Origin of the sequence: Xylanibacter muris (genome assembly GCF_013166605.1) — a bacterium.
Classification (GTDB): domain Bacteria; phylum Bacteroidota; class Bacteroidia; order Bacteroidales; family Bacteroidaceae; genus Prevotella; species Prevotella muris.
Window position 1 is genome coordinate 57,272 of the sequence record NZ_JABKKF010000008.1, and the last position, 24,478, is coordinate 81,749.

Consider the following 24,478-nt stretch of genomic DNA (forward strand, 5'->3'; position numbering starts at 1 on the left):
GAGACAAATCTTATCCTACCAACCGGTCATAAACCAAAACCCAAGACCAATTCAGACTAATTGGATTCTAAATATACAGAAAGCCATAAGGCGGTGGAAATGTCAAAAAACAACGTTGCATTTCCACCGCCTCATAACCGTCCCGATACTTTTACAGACGTTTTACCGTCATTTAGCAAAGTCAAACGTTATAGGTACAGAATATTTTACCTCCACCGGTTTTCCGTTCAATTTTGCAGGAATCCATTTGGGCATGGCTTCCACTACGCGCACAGCCTCTTCGTCAAGCAGCGGATTTACAGATTTCAACACTTTTGCCTCCGTAACAGAACCATCGACACCAATAGCAAAACTTACGACAACCCGTCCCTTTATGCCTTGTTTTTCTGCTGCAGCGGGATACTTCACGTTCTCTGCCAAATAATTCATTAAAGCCTCCTTCCCACCTGGAAATGAAGCGAGCTTTTCCGGATTTGAAAATATTTTGGGCTTTTTCTCTGCCGTCGTTCCAGACTTTTCAGGCAGACGGAACACTACAGGAAGAGTCATCTTCACCTCTACGTGCTTACCATCCTTCTTTGCCGGAATCCACTTAGGCATGGCTTTCACTACACGCACAGCCTCTTCGTCAAGAGCAGGAGCTATATGCCTGACAACATTAATATCCTTCACGGAACCGTCTACACCAACAATGAAATCTATAATCACACGACCTTGAACACCATTACTTCTCGCTTCCTCCGGATATTTCGTATTCTTTGAGAAATACTCCCTCATAGCATCTGCACCACCAGGGAACATCGGACTCTGCACATCTGTGCCTAAAGCGTTTTTCTTCTGTGCCTCAGTAGCATTCTGTGCAAATACAAACATAGGCATGAACGCCAACAGCAGCAATATTCTTTTCATATTCAAACATTTTATATTATATCTACATTACCCTTTCGCTTTATAAAGATTTCTCAGATACCGGCCATAAAACCGTTGCGATCTACAATAAAGCGCAAATGCGTACCCTTACCGATAATCATTTCACCCTGACGTGCCTCCAGACGAAAATAGAGCCTGCGCTCATCCACTTTGTCAAGAGTAGCCGTAGCCGTCACTTCGGCCCCTGCCGGTGAGGGTTTAATGTGCGAAGTCTCAATATGCCCGCCCACAGTCGTACTGCCAACCGGCAACGAATCCGCAACAGCAAGCATCGCTGCTTTCTCCATCATCGCCACCATGGCCGGAGTGGCAAAAACAGGCAAGTCTCCCGAACCTAAGGCCATCGCCGTGTTTGTTTCATTTACAACCAATCTAACAGTATATGTAAGTCCTGTCTTTATCATATTATATATAATTATTTTTCCATGGCAAATTTATACAATTATTTCAAAAAACAAGAACATCACTGATGTTTATTTACATCCAGTTAAGAAAAACCACGGTATAGAACCGGTAGGGAATTGCATACAAACAGCTAAAACAACTTCTTATGTAAGTTTTGCACCATTGGCATGGTATTTCTCGGAAGTTTATATTACTTTTGCATAAAACAGATATAACAAAACACAATGGCACTTATAAAATCAATCAAGGGTCTTACCCCGAAATGGGGCAAAGAATGCTACTTCAGCGAAAACGCCACCATTGTAGGTGAGGTTACTATGGGCAACGAATGCTCTATATGGTTTAACGCTGTAGTCAGGGGCGATGTCGCCCCTATCACGATGGGCAATGGAGTGAACGTTCAGGACGGTGCATGCGTACACGTAACAAACACCACCGGACCGACAGTCATAGGAAACAATGTCAGCATAGGGCACAACGCCACCGTACATGCCTGCACAATAAAAGACGGTGCGTTAATCGGCATGGGGGCCACCCTGCTCGACAAATGTGTTGTAGGCAAAGGCGCTGTTGTTGCCGCCGGTGCGTTGGTATTGCAAGGCACGGAAATAGGCGAACACGAGATTTGGGGAGGCGTTCCGGCAAAGTTCATAAAGAAAACCCGCCCTGATCAGGCAGAAAGCTTTGCAAACCACTACATCGAATATTCTAAATGGTATCTTGAAGAAGATAAGAAAGACTGATATATCTTAGTCTGAATAAAAACAGAACGGCCATGAGGAATATTAAGTAATATATACCCCATGGCCGTTCCATTATATAAATGCCACCGTGCTTACAGAGACCGGACCTTTTATAACACTAAAGCTTTACATTGGAGAATATTATATCCGTAGCTCCTGCCTTACTTTTAACATAGTCTCCCGCATCACGCCCGCACTTCTCAAGCCATGCCTCATCCGAGACAAGACGGTGCATTATTTCCTCAAATTCTCCATAAGTTGAGAAATCAAATCCTCCGCCACTGCCTTTCAGTCCCTGGGCTTCCTGAAAATTGGCATTATTAGGACCGAAAACAACCGGCATCCCCCATACGGCAGCCTCAAGCACATTGTGGATCCCTACACCAAAGCCTCCTCCGACATAGGCTACATCGCCATAATGATATATGCTTGACAACAAGCCGTAACAGTCAATGATAAGGCAATCTGCATCCATGGCATCCTCCGGTGTCGCACCGGTATATCGCAAAATCTTACGGCCGGCTCCGATCTTTTCAATTATCTGCTGCAAATGCTCATCACTGACAACGTGGGGAGCTATTATCATACGCCACTCAGGATGGTCACGGAAGTATTCTATGAAAATATCCTCATCCGAAGGCCAGCTGCTTCCTGCCACAAACACCTTGTGCCCTTTACGGAAAGCATCGACAACCGGAAGTTGTTTTGACATTTCCTTTATCTTAAGTACACGGTCAAAACGGGTATCGCCCGTAACAGTCACGATATCCTGACTTATACCAATACCGGAAAGAAGATTTCTGCTCACGTCATTCTGAACATAAAAATGGGTGAAGCACCGCAACACCCTGCGATATGCGAAGCCATACCAACGAAAGAATATCTGTCCGGGACGGAATATGCTTGACACACTATAAACCGGCACATTACGGTGTTTCAGTATATGCAAATAATTATACCAGAACTCATATTTAATGAAAAATGCCATTACCGGACGTACCAGACGTAGAAAACGTATGGCATTTATCGGAGTATCAAGCGGCAGATAACACACAATGTCCGCTCTGTTGTAATTCTTTTGCACCTCATAGCCTGAAGGCGAGAAAAAAGTAAGGAGAATCTTATACTCAGGATGATTACGGCGGAGACGCTCCATCAAAGGACGCCCTTGTTCAAACTCTCCAAGCGACGCCGCGTGGAACCACACATAAGACGCACACGGATCAACCTTCTCACGCAACACCTCGAAAGCCATGCGCTCCCCATGCCACATCTTCTTCACCTTCTTATTGAACAGACTGGCTATCGCTACGCCCAACAGGTATAAGTATATAGCTAAATTATACATTATATATAATGTCTATCCTAATTGACCTATCGCGCGTTTCATGCGGGAAACAGTTTCCTCTTTTCCAAGGAATGCAGATATGTCAAACATTCCGGGCCCCTTTCCTTCTCCAACAAGAGTAAGACGCCAGGCATTCATTATATTACCCAGCTTATATTCTTTCCGTTGTATCCACTCCTCAACAATTTTCTCCTGACTGTCAACGGAGAAATCTTCAATGCCCTCGAGCACTTCCACAAGTTCGGTCATTGCCTGAGCAGAATCTTCCTTCCAACGCTTCTTGCGTGTCTTCTCGTCATAAGCATCAGGAGCTACAAAGAAGAATGAGCACAAAGGCCAAAGCTCATTAACGAAACTCACACGGTCTTTCATCATCGACACCACAGCCACTATGCGCTCCATTGTCTCCTCCGGACAATGCTCACGCACTATGGGGGCAAACAATTCCGCAACCTCTTCGTTGCTCTTGCCAAGTATGTATTCGTGATTGAACCATATTCCCTTCTGATAATCAAAACGTGCACCCGACTTGCTGCATTTACTCAAATCAAACAGTCCAGCAAGCTCGTCAAGGCTATATATCTCACGCTCCGTACCGGGATTCCATCCTAAGAATGCAAGGAAATTAATGACTGCCTCAGGAAAATACCCGCTCTCACGGTATCCAGATGAGACCTCACCTGTCTTTGGGTCATGCCATTCCAACGGAAATACGGGAAACCCGAGACGGTCACCGTCACGCTTGCTCAGCTTACCTTTACCTTCCGGCTTGAGCAATAACGGCAAATGAGCAAAACGAGGCATTGTGTCTTCCCAGCCGAAAGCCTTATAAAGAAGTACATGAAGCGGAGCGCTCGGCAACCATTCCTCGCCACGTATCACATGCGAGATTTCCATCAGATGGTCGTCGACAATATTTGCAAGATGATAAGTGGGAAGCTCGTCCGCACTCTTATACAACACCTTGTCGTCAAGAATATCGCTCATAATTCTCACATCACCGCGGATTATATCATCAACATGCACTGTCTCTCCGGGCTCTATCTTGAATCTCACCACATATTGATTACCTTCCGCCACAAGCCTGTCTACCTCTGTCTTGTCCAATGTCAGCGAATTGCGCATCTGCATACGCGTATGGGCGTCATACTGAAAATTCTGTATCTCGGCACGCTTGGCATCGAGTTCCTCCGGTGTATCGAAAGCGATGTAGGCCTTGTCTGCATCAAGCAGCTGCTTCACATATTTTTTATATATATCGCGGCGTTCACTCTGACGATAAGGACCATAATTGCCACCGAACGACACGCCTTCATCAAACTTTATACCAAGCCATTTGAACGACTCTATGATATATTCCTCCGCCCCCGGAACAAAACGGTTTGTGTCCGTATCCTCAATACGAAACACAAGATCGCCTCCATGCTGACGGGCAAACAAATAATTATAAAGCGCGGTACGCACACCACCTATATGCAATGCCCCTGTAGGACTTGGTGCGAAACGCACCCTGACTCTTCTTTCTGCCATTCCTATGTTTAATCTTACTGTTAGCAAATGATTTTGTGCAAAATTACAATATTTTTTTGACTTTTATGAAACTTTTCCTTATTATATAATATCACAGATATATTTAAAGGCAAAAACATAAGACAAAAGCGACATCAGTCTTTGCCGATTCGTTTTTTTTAGTATCTTTGCATTCGCACATCAAAATAACATATAAAACATCAATGAGCACATTCAATCTTAAAGAAGACATCACATGGCGTGACTTTCTGATACGCGCTGCTATTATAATAGGCACCGTCACAATAATATTCTGGTTCATGCCGCGTGACAACAGCAACTATTTCCGTGCCGAACAGGGAAAGCCGTGGAAATACGCAGACTTCACTGCCCCGTTTGATTTTCCCATATACAAATCTGACGAGGTGATAAAAAGAGAACGCGACAGCATCATGGCAGAGTATGAGCCTTATTATCAATACAGCAAGGAAACGGAACGGACCATGACCAGAAAGTTCGTATCCGATTTCAGTAAAGGCATTCCCGGACTGTCGGATGACTATATAAGCATAATTGCCAACAGGCTGCATGCTGTATATCAGGCAGGTATAATAAGTTCTGCAGAATTCGGGCAACTGTATACCGACACATCAAGGATGATAAGGATCGTTAACGAGAAAAATGCCGTAAGTGTACCTATAAACAGAATATTGTCCACCAAGACGGCATACGAGCAAATCCTCATGTCAAAGATTCTGGAACCCCACAAGCTGATTCTACAGAAATGCAATCTCAACGAATACATAACCCCGAACCTTATATACGACAAGGAACGTAGCACGGCAAGCCTCAACGATCTTCTCGACAACATTCCATTGGCAAGCGGAGTGGTTCAGAAAGGCCAGAAAATAATAGCACGGGGAGAAATTGTAAGCGAACAGGTATACAGGACTCTCGAGTCATTCAAGAAAGAAAATGAAAGACGCAACCACGACTCTACCCAAATAGGCATCAATGCTGGCGGTGAAGTGCTGTATATAACAATCATAACTGTGTTTTTCACATTATATCTGAGTCTTTTCAGAAAGGATTACTTTGAAAAACCGAGAAGCATAGCCATGCTTTATTCACTGATTATATTGTTTTCTGTTCTAACGGCCCTGATGGTAAGAAACAATATCGGACATGTTTATATGTTGCCATATTCAATGGTACCGATATTCATACGCGTTTTTATGGATTCACGGACGGCATTCTTCACTCTTGTAGTAATGCTTTTTCTGTGCGCGGTCATGCTGCAGCATTCTTTCGACTTCATCGTTGTGGAATCTGCCGCCGGACTTGCTGCCATATATTCGCTTCGCGAACTGCAGAACCGCTCACAACTGTTCAAGACAGCGATAATCGTAACACTCGTAAGCATGGCCATGGACATGGCTTTCGACATGATGCACTCAACGGCCGTACAGGGTATAGATATCAGCTACTATAACTACTTCATCGTTAACGGATGTCTGCTACTGTTGGCATATCCTCTGTTATACGTGATAGAGAAAGCTTTCGGCTTTACATCCGACATCACACTTATCGAGCTGTCAAACACCAACACTCCGCTACTCAGAAAGATGAGCGAAATAGCGCCAGGAACTTTCCAGCATTCAATACAGGTAGGAAACCTGGCAGCGGCAATAGCAAATAAAATCGGAGCAAAAAGCCAGCTCGTAAGAACCGGAGCATTATATCACGATATAGGAAAGCTTGCAAACCCGATATATTTTACAGAAAACCAGGCAGGAGTCAACCCGCATGAGAACCAGTCATACATAGACAGCGCACAGATTATCATAAGCCATGTCACAGAAGGACTGAAAATGGCGGAAAAGAACAACCTGCCGTCAATAATCAAAGACTTTATCAGCACCCACCACGGATTGGGAAAGGCAAAGTATTTTTATGTGAAATACAAAAACGAGCATCCGGAAGAATATGTGGACGATCTGCTGTTCACATATCCCGGCCCAAATCCTTTCACACGCGAACAGGCCATACTTATGATTGCAGACAGCGTGGAAGCGGCATCACGCTCACTCTCCGACTATACGGAAAAGTCAATACGTGAAATGGTTAACAGACTTGTGGACAATATGCTTGCCGAAGGCTATTTCCGTGAATGTCCGATTACATTCAGAGATATAGCTTACGCGAAAACTGTCATTATAGAGAAACTAAAGACAATATATCATACAAGAATCAACTATCCGACACTCAACAAAAACAACTGAAACAGGAAGTCAGAACAAATAAGATATAGGAATCAAAATAAAATCATTATTATAAATGAATCATGTTTGTGCATGGAATTATGCACAAACATGATTATATGTGGTATAATTATTAAAAAATACGTTAACATAGTATAATACAAATACTCAAAAACCGAAAATCAGAACACATTTCTTACCTTTGCAGCCAATTATTTTAATTTTATTTAGAATGAAACCATTAAAATCAATCTGCTTAGCAACAATGGCGATGGCAGTAATCACAACCGCAAATGCCGGCGGTTTATTGACAAACACAAATCAAAACGTTGCATTCTTACGGAATCCTGCACGTGATGCGGCAATAGGAATCGACGGTGTTTACAGCAATCCCGCAGGTGTGGCATTCCTTAACAACGGCCTGCATCTGTCCATAAACCTCCAAAATGCCCATCAGACACGTACAATAGAAACAGGATTTCCGTTGTTTGTATACAACATGAAAAATCCCGGAAATGCCATACATAAATTCAAAGGAAAGGCAGACGCTCCGATCATACCTTCAATCCAGGCAGCATACAACAAGGACAAATGGAGCTTCCAATTCGGATTTGCCATTACCGGAGGAGGAGGAAAATGTGAGTTTGACAACGGCTTGGGGTCATTTGAACAGGTTGTTGCCGGCATGACAACATATAAGGAAACAGTTAACGGGCTTTACCAGACTCTCGGTGCACTCGGAATACCAAACATGGCAGGCCATGCCATGGGCAACGGCTACCAGTATGACTCATACATGAGAGGACGCCAGTATTATTATGGATTCACTTTCGGAGCAGCCCGAAAAATATCAGACAACCTCTCTGTATACGGAGGCCTGCGCATGCTTTATGGCACAGCAAATTATTACGGATATGTGAAAAACATTGCCATAGAGCATATCGATGCTACAGGAGCGAACATGGTTTCCGCAACAAAGCATTTTGGTGAACTTTCACAACAACTGAGCTATTACGCCGGTGCAATGGAACAAGCCGGAAATACAGAGGCTGCCGCCGGTCTGAAACAGGCTGCCGTGGCAACAGGTACGCTTTCCGCTGCGACACAGGATATAGAACTGAACTGTGACCAAACCGGTTGGGGAGTGGCTCCTATAATCGGAGCAGACTACAAGTTAGGAAAACTTAACCTTGCCGCAAAATATGAGTTTAAGACACGCATGCGCCTTAAAAACAAGTCCGCAAACAGTGCAAGCGCGAAAAATATTGCCATGCTCGACAAATTCGCCGATGGCGGAAAAGTGGCGGAGGACACTCCGGCATTGCTCACAGTAGGAGCACAATATGAGATATTGCCGCAACTGAAGGTCATGGCAGGATGGCATCATTACTTCGATGTAGACACAAAACAATATACCAAAGAAATGCTTGACGACACAAACGAATATCTCGCAGGTTTTGAATACAATGTAAACAAGCGCATCGAAGTAAGTGCCGGATATCAGAGAACGGAATATGGCATGAAAGATGCTGGAATGAACGACATCAGCTATAATGTCAATTCATGGTCATTCGGATTCGGTGTCGGAGTGAAAGTGGCAGACAACATGAAAATAAACGCGGCCTACTTCCAGACAAACTATGACGACTATGACATGACCTCCGGCATCTCCACCAACTCTTTCACACGGACAAACCGTGTGTTCGGCCTGGGGCTCGACATCACCCTGTAACAAAATAAGCCAATCATATAGTTAAGCAGGTATAAGTCATATAATGTAAAAAGACATATATTGAAGGATAACAAAAAGCGGACATAAAAGATTATGTAATCATGTTCTTCATGACAATTATGTCCTGTATCAATTAGCGTAATGGTATGAAATACCACAAAAAGAGACTGTTTATGGATTACCATGGACAGTCTCTCTTTATTCTTTATATTATAGTCTTTTCTTATTGTCTTATCACACGAAGAGCCTCGTAGCCACCCTTACGGACAATACTCACCCAGCGCTCAAGTGCGGTTCTGCTCACACGATAGTCTATCATCACACGCGACAGCGGTATTCCTTCATCGAGAATCTTCCGCACCATACCCTCCTTGAAATCCGGTGTCGCCTTGGTTCTCGGCTGTCTTCGTAATCCGTCTGACCCATAACGCGCCATCATGCGAACCCAGGTTCGAATCTTATCCTCATGAACATTGTATTCACGGGAAAGTCTGTATATCGGCTCTCCATTCCTGATTCTGCCTACTATCAACAGTTTTCTCTCAAACGAACACCTCATAAGTCCTGCGCTTACCATTAACTCTTAAATGCGCTTCATCTTCTGCGCCTTGCGTATGGCTTTAAAACCTTCACTGCATTTGCCACATCCTTATCTTCAGGATTACACTTCAGAGAACTTTCAAAATAATAATAGGCTTTCGAATAAGCTTTCTTCTCGTAATATGACAATGCCGTCATTTTATATATCTGGGCTTTCCCCTCCAATCCGAATATTGACTTGTCTCCTTTCGCCTCAAAAACAGATATAATCTTTTCCAACACGGGTCTTACCCGCTCTTTATCCTTCAACATGTCATTTATAATGATAAAGCACGCATACAAGGCACGCTCATCATCTTTGGCACTGCCTTCCGCAACCGTCATGAAGATGTCCACAGCTGTATTATAGGCATCAACCTTGTCTTTTCCATTAAGCTCTTCGGCCTTTGTCTTATACATTTCCGCCAACTGACACAAATACGCATACTTATTATCTGCGTCAGTCTCTGAGGCTGTCCCATAACATTGTGCCGCCTTGTCATAATCTCCCATCTCTATATAACACTCTGCCTGCCCTCCGTATACCTGTGCCTTTTGGAAAACTGTTATATTATCGCGTAACAAATATTCATCATAAAGTTCTACAGCCTTCGGATAGTTTTTCTTTCCCTTGTATGACGCCGCATAGAATTTCACGTCATCTGCCGTTATATCCGCAAAATCAGATCTATGGAAAAGAGCATCCGCAAAAGATATCGCCTCATCCCATTCGTCAGTATTAAAAGCAGAATAAAAGCCCATCCTATTAAAACTTGCCGAACGCGGATACTTCTCAAGCCAAAAACGACACAAGTCCATCACACGCCTGAAAGTAGCACGAGCCGCATCTTTGCCCCCACCGGAATTTTGCGTCACACCGGTTCCATAAATATGGTTTATGAAAAGCGACGCATCTTCCATGGCAAGACTGTCCTGAACTTCCTTTTCATAATTCTGCACCGCCTCTGTGAGATTATAGCTCTCGCTGCCTATAGATCTGTTTATCCTCTCTTCATAAATACGTGCCATATCCCTGTATACAGGATAATCGGGAACATTGCTTTTCAGCCGCTCCATCACCTCCTTCATCTTTGCCTCATTTCCCTTGTTTATACCATAAAGTCTGGCATATCTAATATAACACAACGGAGAATTCGAAGCTGCCGACATACCCTTTTCAAGCCATTTCTCCACTTCCAACGTATCACGCTTCGCGTATGCAATATCAGCCATGAGCGCGTATGCAGGACCGTACGCAGGATTGACGGCCATAGCCTCTGCCGCATATTTTGCAGAATAAAGCGTGTCGGTGACGCCTGTGTTACGTAAAAAAGCCTCAGCCACTCCGGTCAGCACCTCCGGATTTTGTCTGTGTTGCCTATATAAGTTCTCTTGGAAGAAGACATCCATCTCCTTTGCCGAAAATCCCTTGCACACTGTCTTAAAAGCAACTACAACCGCCTTCGGATCTTTTGTCTGTTGCGCATTTACAGTCAACGGAAGATTAAACACAGAGACTATCACAAACAGATATTTTACGGCCTTCATCATAATTCTTTCTTCTTAATATCCGATAAAACTTTAAAAATCATATTGTACTCCGACATTCAGAGTTTCAAGTAATCTCACGGACTTGCTCAGTGAAAAGTCCGTTCCTGGAGTCTTGCATGCCTTAAACACATATACAGTTGGAGAGGCGAACAAAGATATATTCCTATACAGGCGTGTGCTTACCCTAAGCCCAAGATTCCCGCCTAATCCTGTCTGCGGACCGGATTCATCTATAAGGCGGGCCTCATGACCGGCCTGAAGGAGCTCGCTCTCGTCAAGCCCGCCCCGCTCCCCATACAGCATGACAAGCGTAGGCCCCGCATACAGCTCAACATCAAACTTTCTATCGGGACAATAGCCGGAAATAAGACTGCACAGATTGACAGAATAATCAAGCGAGGCGAATCCCCAGAAGAAACGGTGGTTCCACAATCCGTTCCTTTTTACAACAAGCCAGTTACCATCGCTGAAACTCATGCCATAGTCATTATACCAGTTCATGCTGTTCTTCTTATTGGCCATATATTCAAAAGACAGGCGCAAACCATGAATCTCATTTATCCTGTATCCGCAGAAAAGCGTTCCGTTAAATCCTATCTTCAATCGCTCATTATAATAATCTGTCTTTGTTACAAACGAACTCAGACCTCCTCCGACACCCGCATAGAAACGTGACGGTCTGTCAGAAACGTCCATGTTATCCGCATAATTCTCCCTGAAACGCCTTGCACGCATATTTACTGTCAGACCGAAGTTAATGGAATACACATCGTCAGAAAAACGCTTGTTCCAGTCAACATTATTATACGGTATCTTGTATTCATAGTATGTATATCTCGGCTCGACAAAAAAACGAATGTCTTCAGTAAGTCCTGCCCATAAATGAATTCCTCCGGAATAAGCCATTGTTCGGCACCGCAGATTGTCGGACTGATTCTTATGAACCCACCCTATCTCTCCACCGGCCACGAAATAAAAGCCATAGGGCTCATCCCATGAGAACCTGTCGCCGAACCCCATCGGATTAAACATCGCCTCTATTCTTCCCGACGAATATGAAGACGTGCTCTTTAACCTATACTCCGGATGATAAGGGGTTATCTTTTCCGGATTAATAACCTTTTGCCATGACACGGTACGTACAGACCCGGTAAGTCTGATACCCACAACCGGAGAGAACCATTTTCCCAACGACAGCGAGAGGTCATGCCCCATAGTCTCAAACATATTCAGCGACGGAGCATTCATAAAACTGACACCGCTTCCAAACTCCATAAACCACGGAACACGCCAGGAAGGCAGCACTGTATCGTTTTTCTCTGTCTTATATGACCTGCGTAAAAAACGCAGGCGTGACTCCGGTGACAGATTGTTGTGAAGATAATATATGAAACTGAGGTTTGCTCCATAGAAAACATCCGCCTTGCGGAAATTGCGGTTCTCACTTAAATCAATATTGTCACCAGCTATACCCGCATACGGCTCTATCGCAAAATATCCCTGAGGACCGGAGAAGAACCTTAACTGCAATCCGAGATGCCCCTCGGGGGCATAGCCGCTCCTTTTCTTGGTGTATCGTGTGTAATGTCCGCCAATGCCCCCGACAAGAGACACGTCAAGCAGACGCGAGGGGTTATATCCGTCAATATATGAGGATAGACTGAAAAGCCAGTCAAGCTTCATACCCACACGATTGAGGATAACGTCCTTTTCCTGCTGATAGCCGAAAGCCCCCCGAACGGAAAGACGCAGGGAGTGAAGTTTGTCAAACTGCTTGCCAACGGATATATCAGCCGTTGTTAGCGGATTGAAATGATAGCCTGATATAGGGGGCACCATCTGCATGACTCCTGCACCGGCCTCGAAAAACAGATGGTCGTCCCAGCGTTTTGTGAAATGCTCGCCATGATTCAGATAACGGCTCTCAAAAACATAGTCAAGGGCATTGAATTCCGTAGCATAGTTCTTTCCGGAACGTCCGGCCGTATCGACAGGCATTCCGTCTTCCCAATCATCCAGGCTGTCAAGTGTATCTGCCGGAGCTACAAGCGTTTTCTGTAATTCCGCCATATCCGTACCAGCCATGGCCAAACCACCACCGGCAACAAAAAACAGGCCCATTATTATATATTTCCTTATCATCTCTCTGGTTATTATTCTATATGGATATAAATCAGACATTATCGGACGGCATTCTCATTCCCGGCAGTCTCCATGCCTGTATCCGAATGCTCGGCATTTGCATCGCGTGCGGCCATTATCAGTCTGAACTTATCCCTATATTTCTGAATGTCCTTTTTCCTGTACGGATGCCTCTCACGCATTTTCTCGTCTATATTTCCTTCGTTAAAATAAAGACGCTTATAACTCGGTTCCAAATCAAAGCTATGCTGGAAATATGCAAGGAAATGCGGGGCGTCATTGTCCGTAGTAAGTGACGTATCGCCATTATGCTCATTCAAGTATTTCTCCTTTGCTTTCTCATATACCTTATAGCCAATCTGGTCATGTATCATCATAGCATTCTCCTCTTCTTCCGTCAGTATCCTGAATCCGTCATTTCCTAAACCGAGCTGTAAAGCCGGCTCGGTTCCGGCCTCATCAGACCATAATATTCCCTTAAGATACCATTTCTTCGGATTGTCATCACCGAGCATGTCGACATACCGCTCAATCTCCTCACGCGACCGGCTGGAGTACTTACGAAGCTCTGTATATAGAATCGCCTTGTTTTCATCAGATTCCATCACATAGGCCTCCGCCTCTTTCAACAGTCTTCTTTGTTCCGGATTTTCAAGCTGGCCCAACATATCCTTCAGATAGTACATCTGAAAATTAAGGAAGTGCCTTATTACCTTTGTCTCCGCCCTACCGGGCACCATATTAAGAAGATACATCGCAGTATCCAGTTTTTGCATCTGGAAATAATTCACGGCCTGAGTCAATACTATTTCCGGTCGGTTATAGACCATTATTGCTTCTCCGTTCATATCTGTAGGGCTGTACCCGGCCTTTTTTCCAAAATAGATAAAAGGTTTCAGAATCTCGACATCAGGAGTTCCCGAACGTATTTTCAACAAAGCCATACGGTTGCATACGTATGGTGCCAGCTTGGTGCGTTCATACGCCTGCTGAGATATAATATGTTTGTATGCAAGCATAGTGACAGTGTCAAGTTCGGTACTATCAGCTATTGTTGCAAAAAGATTATAATAGTCACCGTTGGAAAAACGCTCCTTACCGGCAAGCAGCTCTCTTTTCTTCGCATAATAAGCATCTACTGCCTCTTCAGCATTCATTATATGCTGAAGTTCATAACGATAGTCAACAGTCATTATTCGCTGGTTTTCCAATACCGGCAATATCTCCTTTTCATAAAAAGGCATATTGCGCAGCTTTATGTTCACCTGTTCCGGCTTTGTTCCGGATATAGTGTTGTTCACCATCTCCATTATCTCGGCAGAGGTCCCACGCCTTTGAAGCTCTGCCACGACATCCTCCCATGTGTAAACCAACGGATGTTTCTGATTGATATGCACATCACCGGGCAAATAGCCCCTGATCATCCTAATGGCCATTGCGGAACGCTTCCTTGCCAGCTCGGTATTGCTTGACAGCATACCGTCAGGCGAAGCTCCTCCCTGAATATTAACGACTCTTAGATTACTTCCGTACGACCGTAACTCGGCTATCAGCTTATTACGCTCCAGGTCGTTCACGGAATCATTGGTAAGAACATCCTTCCCGACTTTAAATTTCAGCGACAGCTTGGTATTCTTTCGCATATAGTTTTCTTCGGCAGGCTCCATAAACTCTTCACTTATCGGCTGTTCTTTCAATGCCACGGAGAAATCCATAAACTTAAACGGCTTATAGGCCAGACAACTGCCCGTCCCTTCCCCGCCATTGGTCCAATAAGGGTGATGATAGTCCTCCAGTATCGTATAATATATACCTTTATAATTCTTTTTCACGTCTGGCTTCCTGAATGTCACACTTTCCTTATATACAAAATTAGTCTGGCTTCGCAGAACATTCACACTGTCATATCCCCGTGAAAGCGAGTCATTTTTCTTATAATCAAAAGCGAAACGCTTATCCTGAAGCCTATGATACCGCTCACCTTCAAACACTATCGGGTTCAAATAAGCCACAGTGTCATCTGTCTGGCAGTCTATGGCAACAGGCTGTACAATAAGCCTGGAATCGTCTTTGACATAGCCTGCCGGAAGATTTATATTTATATTGAAAATCACTCTGTCTCCAAGATCAATCGGCGGAACTTTCTCAAACTTTGACGTATCTGTGATAACCTTAACTATATCCACATTCTTAAGATGCTGCACAGACGTGTCGACAAACATTTTCCTTATTTCCTTCCTCCCCTTCTTTATCGTGAACACATCCAACAGTTTTCTCTCACGGTTTGGCAACACCAATACCGCATCGCCTATGAATCCACGTACCTTAAAGGAACCTGTATTTGCTTTCTTAAACGTGATTTTCTCTTTCTTCAACAACTTTGTCAATGCCTCGACATCCTTGCCCGTCTCTTCATCAGACAAGACGTTGTTCAGTTTGCTCTTCAACGTATTTGCAGCCTTCTCCGACTTCAGTACGATGTATTCTACAGACACGGGCTCTCCTTTTCCCGTCCTGTTATCTTTCAATGTAAGATAAAAAGTGACGGTCTCCATATCGGGATCATCATCTTCATCCTGGGCAGAAACCGGCATAAGACAAAAAACAGACAGAAATAATGCTGCTATATATACATTATTAATATATGACAAACTCTTCAGAAACATGCCAACGGGTTATTTACGTATGAAAACCAAATATTATTATACATACAAAACTACTTCAGAATATAAGAAACCGACACTCCTATACGCGTAGGAAGCAACCAATAGCCGTTTGCATTCGCACGCTGTATATTGCCGTCAATAAATTCTTCGTCATAAAAGTCATTATCAAAGTATTCCTTATGCTTATAAAAAACAGGCCCGAACCCGGCATGACAGTCCACGTTTATACGCCGTGCAAGACTGAACACATATCCGAACGTAAGGCCGGCTCCCAATGCCGTACCATCGTAAATCTTACTTTTCCAGTGAATATCGTAACTTGCCGCAATGCCTCCTATTCCGAAAAACGGACCATGCATCGGACGTCCGGAAAAGAAATACCGGAATTCCGGCTGAACTCCGACAATCTTCATGTCAACTCCCCACGGCTTATAATTGCCGAACACATTGAGGCAAACTGTTGTACGCTCGCCCGTGACAAGCTCGAAACCGACATTTGGGGTTAAAAGCACATCTTGCACCACGTCTGTATTCACCGACAGCATCTGAGCCTTGATACCGGCAGACGACAGTAGCATAAGGAGTATTAAAAGTTGTCTGACTCTCTTCATATTGTCTTTATCTGGAATGCCGGTGCACAATGATATGCACCAGCATTCCTTAAAATATTAATAAATTATACCTGACCCGTTCAGAGTACTGTTGTCTGTAACCCATCCCGTCAGTGTCGCATCAATACCTACAGTCTTTGCACCGTTGATTGTCAACTTTATATTATACGATTTCCCTGCCTCAAACTTTCCGTCGGCATTTGCAAAACGGATTGTCATGGGATGATCCGAATGGAATACATTTCCTGATTTATCCTTCAATGTCACCTCAACAGTATAAGGAGCCACCCCGTCGACAGGAACAGGCAACAATATACCCTGGCCTATCGTCGTTTCCGTAGGACGGACAAAATGATCGTCTCTCAAGGCCACATCCCCCGAATCGCATAGACAGAAGTATGTGACCTTGTCCCATTCATAGCTGACAGTTCCGTCATTGGTTATATCCTCCCTGTCGGCAACAGTAAGATATGCCACATCCGGAACATTATTAATCTTGATACTCTCAATGCCCATATTCAATGCCTCGTTGATTGTTCCGTCGGCATCAACACCAGGAACCATAGAGAATGTCAGACGCATGAACTTATGTGTGAACGCAATCGACGGAGTCTCATTCTTATGACTTGCACTACGGAAATATGCCGCACTGTAAGCCAGATTACCCTCACTGTCGTCAAGATTGTCAGTACGTCCCCATATAAGGTCTTGGGTGCCGTCGATAGGAATTACGGCCACTACGGAGCTTTCCGTATACCTGATATTCTCCGTACGCGGATAGTATCCGTAGAATCTGTAGCTATACCAGTTACCCGTAGGATACCACCTTGACACTCCATCGGCCCAATCGATCATCGTGGCCGTCTTTGACTTGTTCTTGCGTGCATTGGCTTCAGTATTGTTCAGCCATACCGCATAACCACCGGTGCTCCAGTCTATTTCCGGCTCGACGGCATTGCGCCCGATGGTGTTCTTCGCAAGACAGAATATGCCAAGGCCGTCCGCTTCAAACAGGCCACCGTCCGACTCTACACTGGCACGTGTACCGCCAACAGGAGAGGATGACAGTCTTATCGGAACATCACTGTTTGATATTACTATATCCGAGCCACCAGTTTCAGGCATGTCTTCATTTGAACATGAAGCCGCCATAGCGAGCAGGCCAAGTCCTAAATAACAAATATATTTCTTCATCCGGATATTCACTCTATATTAATTCTCATCTTCGTCTTCGGGAGTGATTGGCGCAATGGTATCTCCTTCTTTCCAAGGCTCCAATGTCGTTGTAACCTTTACTTCCTGCAAGCCGTATACAATGAATGTAATATTGTACGAAGTACCTGCCACAAACGGCAACTTGCTATCCGTGGTGACTTTCTTCATGGTATATGTGTAAGGCACTTTCTCCGAATTGGTCTTGTTAGGCTGCTGCAATACTATCTGAATCTCATAATCGTCCTGTGGAGCTACAAGGAGAGCCTCACCTACACTGAGTCCGGGAGCATTAACATCTTCCGAATAGGTCACCGCAACAGGCTCCAAAGCCTTCAGGTTGTCTGAATTCTCATCACGCTGCTGTAATGAAAGGTTCTCCATATCCTCGTCAAATACAATCTGGCCTTCATCGTATGTATTGCCTGTGTAAACGGCAACAAGCTTTCCTGTATATTTTGACTTCACTCTTATTCCAACTACCTCGACATTGTTGTCCACGACCTCTTCTTTACCTGCCTTCACATTAAAGGTAAGACGAGTAAGAAGATGCTTGAAATTCAATGTCGGCTGGACACCGTGACGCGCGGCAAATGCAGAATAATAATTGTCTTTCTTTGCCTCGCCTACGCCATCCTGTCTTGCAAAATCTTCTTTTTGCTCATCATTCAAGTCTGCCTTTGCCACCATGACATCCTGTGAGCCGTCAATGGCAAACCTTATGGAAATCTCTTCGTCTGTCTTGGTATAGTCATCACCATTCTCATCAGGAAGCTGCGCACCGTCAAGACGGTAGCCCCAGAAGTCAAAGTTGTTCTGCCCGGGATAATATTTCACGCCAGCCTCTGCCACAGCCAATATGTTTTCCGGGTCCTGATCATTTGAAGGAGTGGTGAACACTGCATTATCAAAAATCGTTGTTTTCGTTGTTCCGTCATCAAACTCCGCAATCTCTGTAGTGTTTTTCTTCACCATGAAGACATTTATCTTCTCTGCATTCCAATAGTTCTTACCCTGATCGCCACCGACAGCGCCTACAGTTCCGGTACCGCGTGTCAATGTCTTTAGCGATGTGACACCGATATTTATCGGCACAAGCCCGTCTGCGTTGTCAGAACCGCCACCGGCGATGATATCCTCACTTTGTGAACAGCTGCACAGCAGCATTGTCACAGAAAACATTGAAACAAATAATCTTTTCATGTCGTTAAAATTTAATTAATAATTATGTTTATAATATAGTTTTACTTCTGTCACTCCGTACTCACTCCCGTATTATCATTATAGTTCGGGTCATCAGGCTCAATAGGAATTTCATCACCGGGATTCCATACATCTATGTCTGCCTCGACAATAATAGGCTGGAGGCCATATACGGCTATATTCATCGTATAGTACTTACCGGCCTTAAACATCCACCGTCCGGTATTCTCATCCCTGATATATCCTGACGGATTTGCGGATGCGCCCTGTTCCGCTGTCAGTTTATAAACAGCCGAAAGGTTCTGTATCCGTCCGTTTCTGAGCAACTGTTTGTATTCCAGTGTCACTTCATATATAGAATCGGGAAACAGCATCAGCGAACCTCCCACATCAATATGATCACGACGGTCCCATGAAACATTTTTCCATTCGTTCTTCCAGCGATCGGTCATATAACCCATATTCACCGTATTCTCCTCCTTAAACTTTTTATACTCTTCATAGTCGTACCATACTGAAGAGCCAAGAGGAGGACATTCGTCAGGCGTTCCGTCTTCATTGAATACAAGCGAGTCTCTCAACAGCAGGTCAGCCTTACGTCCGTCAGTATAAGGAGCGAATCCTATTGATGCCGTGTCGCTGTTTGTTGTCGCAACAACCAGACGCCCCCTGTCCCAACCTTTCATCTTTACAGCCGTAATAAGGATACTGTCGGCTGCCGGCTCACCCGGGAAAGCCCTGAATCTAAACTGAGACAGCCGGTGATTCATCTTTACAATAGGATATATGCCGCGATGAGCCGCAAAAGTGCTGTATCCCCCTATCAGTTCTATTTTCTCACGGTCCTTCTGATTCTTTATATTTGCATTTTTATATTCCTCATCCAAACGTTTTTTTGTCAGGCGCGGAGCATATCCGCACATTATATCCTGCGTACCGTCTATTGTCAGGTCATACCATATCATGTCTTTCTCGCGATGAGGAACACAACCGTCGCCTCTCTTGTCGAGATTATCAATGAAATAGGCAAAGAAGTTGTAGCCCGTCTCCTCATACATGGCGCTGTAATATATGGCATTGTCTTCTCCAAGTATTTCACTATTGCCTTCAAGAAAAGGCTCCAACGCACCTACACCGTCCGTATTAGGCCTTGTGGGCATGCCGAAATCATAATCAGGACCGTCTACCAGGCAACTCTCATTATTCTTATCTTTATCATGGCCCAAGGCAAAGAAGCTTTTCCTCAGGTCAGGACTCTTTCCTTTGAAAGGCCCTCCATGCTTGTCAGCCTCCGTACGGAAAGCGTATATATAGAATATCGAGTTGTTATACTTCCTTTTATCACCTTCATTATATTCCATAAACGCACCGGTCCCGCTACTGCGGGTCGATGATATTGAAAAGAAATTCTGCTCATTGACAAACACCATTATGGGAGTCTTGTCATAAGTCTCCGTATTCGTTATCTCATCTCCATTATCATAACTCAATCCCGGATAAGCCTGCGAACATGATACCGTAATAACCAAAACGGTCAATAATGCCGGGAAAGATTTCCAATTTATAACTTTCAGCATATCAGTATATTTACTTCCTTTTGTTTTCATCATATATCCATATTAAAATCTCCGTCGCACGGCAACCAACGGTCTATACCACCGTTATTGTCAGGACTCTCAAGTATATCCCTGCCGTTTATTACCAGATTCACCTTTATGTCCAACTTTCCGCTAATGCCATTCCTTACAGCATGCTTGCCATCCTCTGTCTTTCTGTAAAGATTTGACTTCATCAGAGTATTGTACAGATTTATTTTCCCCTGGAATTTTTTATATTCGCCATCTCCCGTGCTCGCATAAATCAGTACCTGCATTATTCCCGGACCAGTAACCATATCTCGGCTTGTACTCGACACTATGCTCGGCACATCTATTACGGCCCGGCATTCCACATTATTCCGGTTGTACAGATTGTCAGACTTCCCGCTTTCTCCCGCCACACAGCAATCACACCTGAACATCATCTTGCATGTTTCCGTTATATCGAGATATCCGCGCGAGAGGTTTATTCTCTGGGGCACCCCGGATATTTCCGCCCACACACTGTCTATCTTGAAATTGACCTTGCCCATATCCTTCTTTATCTCAAACCGGATATCTATGGACTGAGTGACCGGAAGAGGTCTGAACTTATGCTCCTTTACAATATTAGCCGGTATTTCCATTACTGTAGTCGTATCAAAATAAACCGGCCGTATATCCGATATCATATATCCCTTATAAGGATTATAATCCTCCCAGTTTTCAACGCTTATCGACTTTTTAAATTCCTTATCATTCTTGCCATAAGTCTTATATTCGATATTAAAGTCCTGAAACCTACTGTCCTGCATATCGTCTGTGATATAGGCCATTATGTTCTCTTTCTTAAGCTCTGCAGCCCCCATTGTGAAGGTTATGAGTTTATAATAGCCGCTTTTTATTCTGAATTCATCCACAGAAGATATCCCGTCGGCATCACCTTCACCTTCATCGTCCTCTGTCTCATCGTCTTCACCGTCCTCTGTCTCATTGCCCTCAACATCATCGCCAGACTCTCCCATACTGTCAGTGTCATCCTGCTCTCCGTCAGGCCCCACAGTATCTCCTCCGTCCGGATCGTCAACGTCTTCACCGTCTTCTGTCCCTGTTTCCAAATCATCAGGAGCATTATGAAGATAGTTTCCCTTAAGGTCGGTCGTACTTAATGCCATTACGCATTTCCAGTGGTTTATAATCCTGTTGGCAACGACAAACATGGAATCCGGCCTGTCTTCCGCATCAATGTTTCCCCATTCATAATCAAACTTCACAGCAGTATAATGCGGATGCTGAACGTCACGGCACAGTTCTATACCGCTGTCACATGAAGCCAGCAGCATTGCGGCATGCAATGCCGCCACTATTATTATAAACCTTATACTATTATTCATCAACATCACCATTCTTTATGTATCTTACATCATTGCCACCTGTTGCATCTACTTTTTTCTTTTTCTTCCTATTGCCGTTTTTATCGTTCCCGCTCTTCTTGTCTTTGTTCACGGAAACGGAATCATTTTCCACAGCAACAATCTTTCTCGCCTCCTTTACGGACTTCCGCCTGTTTGCCTCCGCAACCGAATCATACACGGCAAAGAAAGCCTCACGTATTTCTTTTTGCCTGTTTGCCGCATTTATCCTATTCTGCCTCTCGGTTTCCATTATAAGCTGCCTTGAGCGCATAGAATCTATATAAGAGGCATCTGTCTCTATTCTCCAACGATACTTTCTGATTACAGGATACCTGCCAAAACGATAGACAAATCCGACACGCAACTCGTTTACTGACGGAACAACAGACTTACATCCTGTCTCCACCAAAGGATAACAGTTGCTTTCGCGATCATGAACATATTTATCATATTTACGGTAAGCCAGACCGGCGCTCACTCCTGCTTCAAAATCAACAGTATTACCGTTTCCAAACTCATACAACGGCCTTACTATTCCGTATATAAAGCCGAAAGAAAGGGCATTACCCTGCTTTCCGTATTTTCCCAACTTAGTCGAAAAGCTCGAACATGCCAGATACAGTCCGCGATAATATGTTGTAAGCGGATGCCTTACTCTTGACCTGCGGCAGGAAAACAAACGGTCGATAAAACGGTCATGACGCATTACATTGTTATTGTCGCTCAACTCACGCGTACGCCAATAGTTTCTGAATTCCAGCCTTATCTCCTTTACATCATACACCAGTCCTGAAGAAAATGTATGGTCTGTCTGCCAGTTATATCTAAAGTTCAGCCCTGCCGTCCATCTGTTCCAGTTTGTATTAAGGATATCAAACTCCACACCTGCATTCGGTATCAACAACGTCCAGTCAATCATGTTTGTCCTTACCGTTATACGTTCGGCCAAAGAAAGCGTGTCGACCTTGCGCCTTGTTTCTATCAGCTGTGAATTTGCATTTATGGCAACTGACAAGAAACAGACAAGTATGAATACTTTTGAATATATTTTATTAATAAAACCCATTTATATACCTTTTGACCTTAATGAAATTTTATCCCTGCCGTCTTCTCCCACCGGCAATTGGGATGAATAGACACAAAAAAAATCATAATCCAAAATCTTTGAAATACGAAACAAAAGATGTGTGTCTATTGACGACTTTCCTAATATTTTATAAGTATTTGCCCGCGAATAAGACAACTGCAGGGAAAGCCAGGCTACAGACAAGCCTTTTTTCAATAAGATTTTCCTTATTTCCGTTCCTATATAAATCATAATCCGATAAGTTTTCCAGATGAACCTCAAATCAAAAAACTGCCTCAAATATTCATTGTAAACCGATTACAACAGTATCCAAGAAAACAAGCTCCACTCCTCCTATGTCTTGTTTACAACGGACAGAGCTATGGAAGAACGGTTCCTCCAAACAAAGATTACTAAAAGAAGAATTTCCCACTTTAGAACAATATTAAAACATATAAAATACATTAAAAATCAGACGCACTCTTATGTAGAGTACGTCAGGTTACACAAGATGACAATAACTATAGCAATTAGAAATCAGACGCACTCTTATGTAGAGTACGTCTGACCTTAAATGAAGCAGATAAAATCAAGTTATTATAACTTATATATTAATAAAATCCGACAAACATTATTCAAACATCACAATTAAAAAAACACTTATTTCTTATAAATCTTGCGCAATTTGAAAAAGATTTATACCTTTGCAACCATAAAAGTATAACTCTACATAAGAGTGCGTCAAGTATATAACGACAAACAATTATAACAAAAAAACGGACAGCCTTAACACTATACACCATATTTTACACACATATTTTACACACATCCTTTACATCTGCCAGATACATAAAAAACATTCCCCATATTCCGATACTTTATCTTGATTTTTGTAGTAATCTTCACTTCCTGTTTTTAATAAATACAAGTAGCCATTTTTCTTCCCCCGAGTAGGGACATCGCTTTGCGATGTGTACAATGTTTATAATGAACTGAGGGTGTGATCGTTTGCCGCTTGACACGTGCCAAAGGCACGTCCCTACATGGAGGATGAAAGTAACAAACGGACGTTTTCGTTAAGCCAAATGATTCAAAGCCGGCGGGGTTGCGTGTCAGCCGATTGTCGGGTGAACAAAGAATGCCCCTGACTTATCTGTTGAGCCGAAACTCCCCATGGTTTGGCGGGTGACCCCATTTTACAAATGGGAGAGAAATTCAACTTGTTATTTATCAATAGAATGCCTCCAATTTAGCACCATGCTTTTTTCTTGTGTTCTTTTGTTGTAACTCCGGCTACAAAGGCATGTAAAAAATTGCAGAACAAAGAATATAAAAGCGAGTGTTTTTTGATGTTCGGTCGGATTTATGTATTTATCCGCTTAATATTCGGTCGGAAAAATGAAGAATAGTTGCATTTATTCGGTCGGAAAAATGTATCTTTGCAATTGAAGTCTAATTAAACCAATGATTTCCATGTATAGAAGCATTATGTTTCAAACTTTTTCTTTTGGATTGCGGTCTGTTAGGA

General features: G+C 43.6%; 17 protein-coding genes. 3 read left to right on the forward strand and 14 right to left on the reverse strand.

Translation table 11 applies throughout. The features are described from left to right. Positions 1-168 precede the first annotated feature (168 nt). A complete protein-coding gene (locus HPS56_RS09055) occupies positions 169-909 on the reverse strand; it encodes an energy transducer TonB (RefSeq protein WP_172275825.1) in 741 nt (246 codons plus the stop codon). A gap of 53 nt (positions 910-962) precedes the next feature. Further along, positions 963-1,334 (reverse strand): thioesterase family protein, encoded by a 372-nt coding sequence (locus HPS56_RS09060; RefSeq protein ID WP_172275826.1) that lies wholly within the window; start codon positions 1,332-1,334, stop codon positions 963-965. A gap of 225 nt (positions 1,335-1,559) precedes the next feature. Between HPS56_RS09060 and HPS56_RS09065 the strand changes: the two genes are divergently transcribed. Continuing rightward, the gene (locus tag HPS56_RS09065) at positions 1,560-2,078 is read left to right on the forward strand and encodes a gamma carbonic anhydrase family protein (protein WP_172275827.1); all 519 of its coding nucleotides are present in this window, start codon (positions 1,560-1,562) and stop codon (positions 2,076-2,078) included. A gap of 118 nt (positions 2,079-2,196) precedes the next feature. On the opposite strand, the gene HPS56_RS09070 is transcribed toward HPS56_RS09065, so the two are convergent. Together HPS56_RS09070 and gltX are read right to left on the reverse strand one after the other, a co-directional pair. Further along, on the reverse strand, positions 2,197-3,426 hold the full coding sequence (locus HPS56_RS09070; protein ID WP_172275828.1) for a 3-deoxy-D-manno-octulosonic acid transferase: 1,230 nt from the start codon (positions 3,424-3,426) through the stop codon (positions 2,197-2,199). Positions 3,427-3,438: 12 nt separating this feature from the next. Further along, entirely contained in the window at positions 3,439-4,956 is a 1,518-nt protein-coding gene (gene gltX, locus HPS56_RS09075; protein ID WP_172275829.1) for a glutamate--tRNA ligase, read from the reverse strand. Between the two features lie 203 nt (positions 4,957-5,159). Between gltX and HPS56_RS09080 the strand changes: the two genes are divergently transcribed. Then, a complete protein-coding gene (locus tag HPS56_RS09080; protein ID WP_172275830.1) occupies positions 5,160-7,217 on the forward strand; it encodes an HD family phosphohydrolase in 2,058 nt (685 codons plus the stop codon). A 250-nt stretch (positions 7,218-7,467) separates the two neighbouring features. Then, positions 7,468-8,928 (forward strand): OmpP1/FadL family transporter, encoded by a 1,461-nt coding sequence (locus HPS56_RS09085; protein ID WP_253952430.1) that lies wholly within the window; start codon positions 7,468-7,470, stop codon positions 8,926-8,928. 223 nt (positions 8,929-9,151) lie between these two features. Here the strand turns inward: HPS56_RS09085 and HPS56_RS09090 are convergent, their stop codons facing one another. The 10 genes from HPS56_RS09090 to HPS56_RS09135 all read right to left on the reverse strand — a co-directional run bounded on the left by HPS56_RS09090 (position 9,152) and on the right by HPS56_RS09135 (position 22,950). Further along, positions 9,152-9,487 carry a hypothetical protein gene (locus HPS56_RS09090; RefSeq protein ID WP_172275832.1) on the reverse strand — a complete coding sequence of 112 codons (336 nt, stop codon included), beginning with the start codon at positions 9,485-9,487 and terminating at the stop codon, positions 9,152-9,154. A gap of 35 nt (positions 9,488-9,522) precedes the next feature. Beyond that, positions 9,523-11,058: a tetratricopeptide repeat protein gene (locus HPS56_RS09095; RefSeq protein ID WP_172275833.1), complete on the reverse strand. Its 1,536-nt coding sequence runs from the start codon at positions 11,056-11,058 to the stop codon at positions 9,523-9,525. 30 nt (positions 11,059-11,088) lie between these two features. Next, positions 11,089-13,200, reverse strand: coding sequence for a hypothetical protein (locus HPS56_RS09100; protein WP_172275834.1), 2,112 nt, complete (start codon positions 13,198-13,200; stop codon positions 11,089-11,091). A gap of 38 nt (positions 13,201-13,238) precedes the next feature. Next, positions 13,239-15,794, reverse strand: a complete 2,556-nt coding sequence (locus HPS56_RS09105) for a hypothetical protein (RefSeq protein WP_172275835.1) — start codon at positions 15,792-15,794, stop codon at positions 13,239-13,241. Positions 15,795-15,916: 122 nt separating this feature from the next. Next, a complete protein-coding gene (locus HPS56_RS09110) occupies positions 15,917-16,477 on the reverse strand; it encodes a DUF3575 domain-containing protein (RefSeq protein WP_172275836.1) in 561 nt (186 codons plus the stop codon). Positions 16,478-16,534: 57 nt separating this feature from the next. After that, a complete protein-coding gene (locus HPS56_RS09115) occupies positions 16,535-17,671 on the reverse strand; it encodes a fimbrillin family protein (protein ID WP_172275837.1) in 1,137 nt (378 codons plus the stop codon). Positions 17,672-17,689: 18 nt separating this feature from the next. Beyond that, complete coding sequence (locus HPS56_RS09120) at positions 17,690-18,892, reverse strand: fimbrillin family protein (protein WP_172275838.1); 1,203 nt, start codon at positions 18,890-18,892, stop codon at positions 17,690-17,692. A gap of 50 nt (positions 18,893-18,942) precedes the next feature. Continuing rightward, the gene (locus HPS56_RS09125; RefSeq protein WP_172275839.1) at positions 18,943-20,469 is read right to left on the reverse strand and encodes a hypothetical protein; all 1,527 of its coding nucleotides are present in this window, start codon (positions 20,467-20,469) and stop codon (positions 18,943-18,945) included. 29 nt (positions 20,470-20,498) lie between these two features. After that, positions 20,499-21,863: a hypothetical protein gene (locus tag HPS56_RS09130; protein ID WP_172275840.1), complete on the reverse strand. Its 1,365-nt coding sequence runs from the start codon at positions 21,861-21,863 to the stop codon at positions 20,499-20,501. Further along, entirely contained in the window at positions 21,856-22,950 is a 1,095-nt protein-coding gene (locus HPS56_RS09135; protein WP_172275841.1) for a DUF3575 domain-containing protein, read from the reverse strand. Before HPS56_RS09135 ends, HPS56_RS09130 begins: the two co-directional genes overlap by 8 nt. Positions 22,951-24,478: the final 1,528 nt, after the last annotated feature.